The organism is Candidatus Zixiibacteriota bacterium, from assembly GCA_029860345.1.
GTDB lineage: Bacteria > Zixibacteria > MSB-5A5 > GN15 > FEB-12 > JAJRTA01.
Map to the genome: position 1 here is coordinate 1 of JAOUBJ010000033.1, position 9,057 is coordinate 9,057.

The following is a 9,057-nucleotide window of genomic DNA, read 5'->3' on the forward strand; positions in this document are numbered from 1 at the left end:
TACCGGAGGAACACTTCGTGCATTTCATACAGGCGTACAATAACACGCCCCGAAAATGTCTGGACTTTTGGACCCCGGCAGAGGTATTTTGGAAGGAACTGTTGCACTTCAAATGTGAATTCACCTTTTCGCCTGCGCGGGCATGACAATGGGGTAGGCGTGACAACTGGGACGCGCGAAGCGCATAAAGTGATTTATCACCGCGGAGCGCATGGGACCCATTTATGGGTGATTTATTACCTCGGCGCATGAGGACAAACACCGCGCACGGTGAGATCGGCGGGTTTGAGGACAAACCCGCCCTACAAGAATCTCTGACGACTACAGCTTGGCCGCGACGGCCTCTCCGACTTCAAGAGTCGTGTTGTTGCCGCCCATGTCATAAGTCCGAACCGCACCTTCTTTAATGACCGCAGCAATGGCTGCCTCCAAAGCACCTGCCTTGTCCGTCTCGCCAAGCCATTCGAGCATCATGCGCGCCGTGATAAGCATGGCCATCGGATTGACTTTATACTGCCCGGCATACTTGGGAGCGCTGCCGTGCGTCGGTTCGAACACGGCCAAGTCGTCGCCGATGTTTCCCGAGGCCGCAAAGCCCAGCCCACCGACCAACTGCGCACAAAGGTCCGAGACAATGTCACCAAACATGTTCGATGTCACCAGCACCGAGTAGTCCATCGGATTCTTGACCAGCCACATGCACATGGCGTCGATGTTCGTCTCCCAGAGTTCGATATCGGGATAGCTCTTGGCCACTTCGCGCGCCGTGCGCACCATGAGGCCGGAGGTCTCTCGAATGACGTTCGGTTTCTCGACGACGGTGACTGTTTTTCGACCGGTCTTCTTGGCCAGTTCGAATGCATCGGTGATTATGTTGCGACATCCGGTTTTGGTATTGATGCGCAACGACACCGCGACTTCATCGGCGGGATGTTTATCGAAGCGACCCATCTTGGGGTTGTGCTTCTTGACCGTTTCACGCACTTCGTCCGGGAACGGATGGAACTCCACGCCGGAGTAAAGGTCCTCGGTGTTCTCGCGGAAGACAACGATGTCGATGCCCTCTTTGTAATTGAGGGGGTTGCCGGGATACGCTTTGCAAGGACGCAGGTTGGTGCGCAGGTTGAACTCCTGCCTGAGCCGCACGATAGGTGAGCTGTACACATGCCCCTTGCCTTGCAGTTCGGGAATCAATTCCTGCTCGCATTCTTCTTTGGGCATCGAGGTGATGGCGCCAAATAGCGAGCAGTCGACATTTTTCAGAATCTCAACGGTCCGATCCGGCAACGGGTTGGCTTCAGTTTTCCAGAACTCCCAGCCGATGTCGGCGTGAATATACTCGGCATCCAGGTTCAGTTTATCCAGGGCGATTTTGGCTGCCTCCATGACGTCGTTACCGACACCATCGCCCGGCATCCAGGCAATTTTGTACTTGGCCATTGGTTAGCTCTCCAGTCTTGTTCTACAATGAAAAAGTAATATTGAAAAGGTGTGATGTTCCCAAATTGGATGTAAACGGCACGAAGGCATAGTCGATCACTATGTTGCGATATCTAAACGACGTCCCGGCCGTGAAGTTTTTGGTGTCGTAGCCGGCCATGTATCCGGTGCGGAGATCGAGCATTTTATGCAACTGCGCCTCTGCTCCAAAGTGTGCATGCATCTCGTCATCGGCATACACCAACTCAAGCGCGCCGCGATAATAACTCCGATAGAGATAGCTACCACCGACCCGCCAGGCCGTCGGCAGCGGAATGTCGTTGGAACCGCGCTGGTTGGCTTTGGTGATGGTGAAGCTGGACCCCAGATTTGTCACCGAAGCGCCCAGATTGATTTGCTGGTTGATTTTGGCCTGGGCGCCCAGATCGATATTAAAGGCGCTGCCTCGGTAGCCTTCGATTTCTTCTATAAACCAACCCATGGCCGCGCCGACCGAATACCTGGGCGAGACACGGTAGGCCAGGCCGGCTTTGAAGGAAATATCGTGGGCATCAAAGAGCGCCTCCGGGTCCGCCGTGGGGACGGTGCCGCGTTTTTCGATGTCATCGTCCGCACCATAGCGGATGCCGCCGTGCAAGTATAGATTTGTCGAGAGTCCGGTGCCGAAAAAGGCGGATTCCATCCGGATGTTCTCCCAGTGAACGGTATGTCCGAACGATGCCGTGAATTTGTCCAGCCCCACCGCCGCTGCCGGATTGTAGGCAATGCCGTTGGCATCGGAACCTATCGCCACCACCGCCGCGCCCATGCCGGAAGCGCGGGCGCCGTGGTCGTTTTTCAGCATGAACAATCCATCGACCACCAAAACGGAATTGGCAGGCGGCGACACTATCAAACATGCGACGGTCACGACAGTCAGTGATACAAGGGTTGAGCTCAGTGATCTCATTACCGTCTACCTTAAAACTTAAGTTCAAACGAAAAGACGTGCTCGGAACCTTCATCGGCACGGTCGGTGGAGAAAGCGTAGTCGATGCCCAGAACACGGTCGGACAGATTAAAGATATATCCGGTGCCGACGGTGAAACGACCATCAGAAAAACCGCCCCTCAGCGCAAACTCGGGTTTGACGATATACTCGCCGCCCAGATGAACGGCCACACCCTGCTTGGAGTTCTTGACAAGATCACCGGCCAGGAGCAACCGACCATCCCTGAGGCGTGCCGATGTTCCTAATCCGATCTCTACCGGGATCTTGTCTTCTTGCTCGGTGCCGAAGGAACTGCCATCGATATATCTAAACACGTACTCTTCGTTTTTCCAAATGTACTTTGCTTCGAAGTATTTGAGGGTCAGACCCAACTGGATATCCCTGACGGCGCTGCCTTCGGACTCACCACGTTCGTGCAGCAGGTGATCCATGTGTAGCATGAACCCGGCATCGAAGCCGACCGAGAACGCTTTCATGTCGGCAAACCCGGAGTGCAGGTAGTACATCTTGACCCCGGCGGCGAACGGTCCGGCGAATCGTTTGGCGAAAACAACCGCGAAGTCGTGACTGTTCATACTGATTTCACGCCCCAGCTTATCGCCGTCGGCGTTGCGTACATCGACGGCGCCGGAGCCGGCATAGCGCCAGTGCAAACCGAGCGCCGAGTTCCCTTTGGCCGGGAACATAAGGGTGACATAGCCGACCTGCCGATCCAGCTTCATCAAACGATACGAGGATGAGAACAGACTGGTCTTAAGTCCGGCCAGTCCGGCCGGATTGTAGAGCGGTGCTGCGCCGTCGTCGGAAATCGCCCGATAGGCGCCGCCCATAGCGGTGGGACGAGCACCAATCGGCACCTGATAAAAGGCACCGGCATATCCGCCGTCGCCGTCGGCGGCGTAGAGTGATCCGCAAGTAAGGACAGCCAGAAGGGTCAGGAATATTGTAGTTTTTGTTTTCATCGATGACTCTCCTTACGGTATGACCGCCAGTTTACCCCAACTCACATCGCCGGTTGAGTATTCCACTTTGAAATAGTAAACACCGACCGCAACCTGCTCCCCCTTACCGTTGTAACCATCCCAGGTTGCACGGAGGGTACCGGAAGCCGGATAGGTTCCCTTGAGGTAGGAGACGTTGTCGATAACGCGCGCCACCAGATTCATGGCGAAATCGTAAATCTCAAGTGTGATTCGCCCTTCGGATTCCACTACAAAGTGGAAGTCGACGATCGGATCACGAGTATGGCTGAATGGCACCGGGAAAGCATACACTTCATCCGGTGGGGTTAGAGAATCCACCACGAAGAAGCTCTGCCCGTTTTGGAAGTCGGCCAAATCAAACCGCACCGTGCGATCATCGGTTCCCGCCCACAAGTATGGCGAGCTTGCCGCAACACCATACACTGGAGCGTTGTACGCCAGCAGAGGCTCTCCGTTATTGTAGGTCATGGCCACGGTATCCCAACTGGTTGAAGTATCATCGTTATTATAGACCAGGCCACCGCCTGTTGCCGCAAAGACGGTGGAATTGTCAAAGGCGAAGTTCCAGGCGAAGTCATCTCTATAGAGGGCTCGCCACTTTCGTTGGAATCCGACCGCCAGCCCGATGTCATCCGGTGACAATTCGTTGCCGTCCTCGTCGACCGGCACCACTCGTCCGACGCTCAGGGCGACGGAATCGCCGAATTCTCGATGCCGGTTGGACACCCATATGCGGGCATATTCATCATCGACATATTGAACGGCCAAGGCCGGAATAAAGCTGCCGACCAGCCCGCCGCCGGTGTTAATGGGCTTGTGTGTTACCACGGCATCAGCCGCCAGGCTGTCGGTGTTGACGCGCTGAATGCGCCATTTTCGCTCACTCTCACCGGTCGCACCGAGCGACACGGCGAAACCGTTATCGGTCCCGAGTATCATGGTGTCCCCTTTGACCTCCAAAGTAGTGAGCACGTCATCCGATAGATTATCGACCAGTATGCCGTTGACACGATGCTCCACATCAACGATCTCACCGTCAAAGAGACCCGGGTTGAAACCGGCCGTGGTGAACCGCATCCCGGCCTCTCCGACAACGTAGGCAGTGTCTCCCATGAAATTGACATCGTTGGTGACCACATCCACCTGGAGCCTGAGCCAGCGGGTGCTGTCGATATTGTGCCTGCCCACAATGGGGCGCCCTTCGAGCGTCAGCGGTCGATGGATCGTCCAGATAGCGAGCGAATCCAGAACCGAATCGAGGTTTCCAAGAGTGTCCAGGCTTTCGACAGTGTATAACGGCTGCGCCTTAGCCGTGACAATTCGCGCCGAGCTGGCATCTCCCTGAGAAGTGGAGTCGTATTCCGGAAAGGCGTGAAACTCCTGCGAGTCAATAGAACCGGCTGGATCAAAATACAGAAGGGCCAATCCGGTGTCGGTACCCACTGCCAGCAATCCATCGATCTCCATCACCGCGGAGACCGAATTGACCATATTGTGCAGAGCGGACGGGGTAACCGAATCAATCAGGATGCGCTCCCAGGTCAGGCCGGTATCAAGCGAGGTTACCAGACCGTTCTCTTGTGCAGCCATGTAGAGACGCTCGCCTAAAGCCGCAAAGTCCGAGATGGTGTCGCTCTCAAATCCGGTGATCGAATAGAAACTGTCGCCGCGATCATCAGAGGCGGCCAAACCGGTGGGGGCTCGCAGAACCGGGTCAATGGTGCCGACCAGCAAACGTCCACGGAAATCGAATACCGACGAAATGTCGGGCCCGGGGAGTCCATCCTCGACGAAGCGACTGATATATGGCGCGCCGGTGACCTGCCCACGGGTCAGTCCGGTGGCGCCACCGAAAAAGACAAAACTGCTGTCGACACAACCATCGCAGAAAGCGACTCGGTTTATGTGTTTGGAATGCGGTTTCTCACGCGGCGGAGCAAAGATGTACTCCATCACGCCATCAGCCGTGCCTGCCCAAACAACCAGCGTGTCCCCATGTGAGCTGTCGGTAGCGCATGAGAAATATCGGTTGCGCAAACTGGGTTGACCGCCGGCATTGAACTGTATCGAGTCAAGGCTCGAGGCATAGATGCGTCGCCAGTTCACGCCGTTGTCTCGTGAGGCCAGAAAGCCACCGGCGAAGGCGGTGAAGAAAACCCAGTCTTCGTGGCCGGTGATGTCGAACACTGTGCGGTCGCCACCCCATACCGAGCCGATGTTCTGACCTATCACCGAGAAATCGATCTGGGTCCAGGTCTGGCCGTTGTCGTCGGAATAGGAAACGCCATCCGATAATGTGAAGATGCGTTCCTGGAGAACCTCGCTGTGATTGGAACCAACCCACAAGCGACTACCCGCCGAGTATATTGCCGACATATTGGAACTGACCAAAGGGGCGGGACCGCCGTTTTCTGAGTTGTGGATCGACCAGGTAAGTCCGCCGTCGGTAGTGGCGTTCAACCCTTCACCGGTGATCAGCCAGACACCACCGCCGTGCGTGATGACGTCGATTGCTGAGTTGCTCAGGTATCCACTATCGGGCGATGGAAAGGCCGCGGGCAAGAGTAGTTGGGCCGAGGATGTTGCGGCCGTCAACAGACTGACCAAGACCAAAAGCCATAAGAGCCGGATTTTTTTCAATCTCACTACGTTCTCCCACTTACAAAACAGCCGCCGGCATCAGGCCGGGCCCGAATGCAGCGGCGGTATCTTGGATGTTCTCTATGATCAAAATCCCATATCCGATTGGGGCGTCTCGATTTCATGTCTATACCAACGGCCCGATAATAGTATATATCACCAGGGCAGGCAAGACAAATCGGAACGCCGTGTGCTGATCCAACTTTTGTACCAGCCAGCACCCAATCCGTTCCGAATCAGACCTAATTGATCAGGCTTTTCTCGAAGGTAACAGCGCCCATGACTGAATCGACATAGAAGTAACTCTCCGGATGAAAGGGTGCAAACAGCAGATCGGCGCTGGTTACCTCAAAGTCGCCTTTCTGAGCCAGAGTGCCGACCATACGATCCAGTTCGGCCCGGTAGGTGATTATTCCGGCGAACATCCTTGCCTCGGCCAGGCCGAGCGTCACCGGTTGGCAGCGCTGATCGAAGGAGTCGACCGGCACCGTTTCGATTCTGGGCAGGGCCGCGGACATTCGTTTGGTAAGCCGGAACATGGCTTCGAAGTTGTCGATTCGAAAGCCGGGCAATACCAGTCTCTCAGACCGAAACAGACCACCGAACAATCTCTGCAAACGCGCCTGTACATCAGGAGTCACAGCCAGCGACCAAAAGGGAAACAGGCCGTCGGTCCGGGCACCGGCCGGCACCGTCATGGAGACAGAACCAATGCGCTCAGATCCATGATCGAGCGAGATCAACTGATGACAATTGGCGCACACATAGAGTATGGACTGACTGGAAGGCAGGTCCTCGCCGCAATTGGAACAGCGATGAAAATCGACCCCGAGCCGGCCGAACTCCATCGGCTGGGAATCGACCGTGTCGGACCGGCCGGTGTACTCAGACCGATCAACGTGGTCCAACATGCGACCGGTCACGGCATCGACGACAAAGCGGCTGAATTCACCACCGGAATATGACTCGGCGACAAGGCAGGGAAAATAGACCAGAGAGGCGACGGGGCGAAAAAGCTCGGTGCGGTTCTTGCCAAAAGCTGCTTCATCAAGCTGGGCCAGGTTGTTGATACGAGAAAGTAGTTTCTCCGCCGCCTCGGCCCATGGTTTCACTACCGGCAGCGGTTCAAACCCGTCCTGAGTGTTGTCGCGAGAGAACGGTACCAGTTTGAGATAGCTCGTTCTCACGCCGATGGCGAAAGGCATGCCGTCAAACTCGACCCCGGCCGGCAAGGTGGTCGAGTAGGGCGTCAGACTGATATCGGTTCTTTCTTTTTCGGTCACACACTCCGACTGACCGTTTTCGTCACAACCATGCTCGCGCGTCTCGATCCGGTTGCGCACCTTCAGGAGCACGGCGTCGACCTTCCAATAGGGATAGTAGATTCGTTTGAACTGTAGACCGGTATCGGTTAAGGGTAGCCCATGTTCCTTGAGATATCTGTCAATCGCAAAACGGGCCTCACGCTCGGTAACCTTGGCCGCCACCAGATAAGCCGGTGGGATATCGGGCATGGTCACCCTCAGGACCGAGCCACAATGCCCGCAGGCTATGACATGAAACTCGCTTTCGAGTTTAAGTTCGCCGCCACAGCCGGGACAGCTGACGCCAATGTAGAAACCGCTCTGGTTCTTACTGGTTTGAGTCAGTTGCGTCATCACCGCTCATGGATTTACCGCAGGCTCCACAGAATTTCGAACCGTGAACAGCCTCGGCCGCACAATGGGGGCATTGCACTTTCGCGTCCAGTTTATGGCCGCAGAAATGGCAGAAATTGGCTTCGGTCGGCAGTTCTTTGCTGCACGACGGGCAGGCGCTCTGCACCACCATCGGATGCCCGCATCGATAGCAATAGCGCGACTGTTCCGGCGTATCGGTATGGCAACCTGGACACTTGACAGTGGCAATAGACTCGCGTTTCAGGTCGGTCTGTTCCGGGGTGAATACCTTTGACATCATGGCCGGCATCATCAGGCCCACACCGGCCGCCATACCCATAGTGGAACCGGCTTGACCCGGGCCGCCCTGGCCGCCGAGTCCCTTGGCCATTTCAAACTTGAGGAATTTGTCGAGATCGCCGACCGCCTCAAGTCCGGAACGCTGGTCGATCATTTTGGAGACTTCGTCGGGAGGAGTGATCGATGAGATGAAGAAATCGGTGAGTTCAAGACCGTATTTCTCAAATTCGTTGCGAACAATCTCTTTGAACTGCTCGGCCAACTCGGTATAGATGGCCGGAAGATCCAGAATGGTGTCCAGCCTCTCCCCCAACAGATCGTTCAGGCGGGCGATAATAACATCGCGCAAGTAGCTTTGTATTTCATCGGTGGTGTAGATTGCCTGCCGCCCGACAATCGAGTTCAAGAACAGCGGTGGGTTCTGAATCTTGATCGTGAAGGCGCCGTGACCCCGCAAACGTATCAGACCCAGCTTGGAATCCTTGAATGTGACCGGGTGTTTGGTGCCCCACTTGAGACTGGTGAAGACTTTCAGATTTACAAAGTAAACTTCCGAACGGAACGGTGAATTGAATCCAAAAGGGAAAGCCAACAGCCTGGTCAGGATGGGCAGGTTAAACGTAGTCAGCGTATGTTGTCCGGTTGTAAAAGAGTCGGCGGCATGCCCGTTTTTGAAAAACATGGCCATCTGCGAATCACGGACAATTAGCTGGGCGCCCATTTTGATGTCAGCCGAACCTTGTTGCGGAATCCGGTAAATCATCTCCTCGCCGGAAGGATCAACCCATTCAAGAATCTCAAGCAACAAACCCATGTCTACTCCCTTGCGTTACGGTTTTACATTATTCGATTAATCGACAGGATCAGGCCTCGGCTTGAATCCGGGCACGTTCTCAGACTTCACCCTTCGACTCCGCTCAGGGTGAGGTGGGGGGGGCTCAGGGTTAGGGGGGGCGCTCAGGGTGAGGTTGCCAGAAATCTTAGGGGAGATTGGTGGATGCTCGCTGTAAAGGGAGATAGATTCCCGCCTACGCGGGAATGACAG

General features: G+C 55.5%; 6 protein-coding genes. All 6 read right to left on the reverse strand.

The window, feature by feature from the left end:
* Window positions 1–321: 321 nt before the first annotated feature.
* The 6 genes from OEV49_17675 to OEV49_17700 all read right to left on the reverse strand — a co-directional run bounded on the left by OEV49_17675 (window position 322) and on the right by OEV49_17700 (window position 8,826).
* Entirely contained in the window at window positions 322–1,440 is a 1,119-nt protein-coding gene (locus OEV49_17675) for an isocitrate/isopropylmalate dehydrogenase family protein (protein MDH3892895.1), read from the reverse strand.
* Window positions 1,441–1,462: 22 nt separating this feature from the next.
* Window positions 1,463–2,389 carry a PorV/PorQ family protein gene (locus OEV49_17680; GenBank protein ID MDH3892896.1) on the reverse strand — a complete coding sequence of 309 codons (927 nt, stop codon included), beginning with the start codon at window positions 2,387–2,389 and terminating at the stop codon, window positions 1,463–1,465.
* 11 nt (window positions 2,390–2,400) lie between these two features.
* Window positions 2,401–3,393, reverse strand: a complete 993-nt coding sequence (locus OEV49_17685) for a PorV/PorQ family protein (GenBank protein ID MDH3892897.1) — start codon at window positions 3,391–3,393, stop codon at window positions 2,401–2,403.
* 12 nt (window positions 3,394–3,405) lie between these two features.
* Window positions 3,406–6,060: a hypothetical protein gene (locus tag OEV49_17690; protein MDH3892898.1), complete on the reverse strand. Its 2,655-nt coding sequence runs from the start codon at window positions 6,058–6,060 to the stop codon at window positions 3,406–3,408.
* Between the two features lie 236 nt (window positions 6,061–6,296).
* Complete coding sequence (locus OEV49_17695) at window positions 6,297–7,712, reverse strand: hypothetical protein (protein ID MDH3892899.1); 1,416 nt, start codon at window positions 7,710–7,712, stop codon at window positions 6,297–6,299.
* Entirely contained in the window at window positions 7,687–8,826 is a 1,140-nt protein-coding gene (locus OEV49_17700) for an SPFH domain-containing protein (protein ID MDH3892900.1), read from the reverse strand. Before OEV49_17700 ends, OEV49_17695 begins: the two co-directional genes overlap by 26 nt.
* Between the last annotated feature and the right edge of the window lie 231 nt (window positions 8,827–9,057).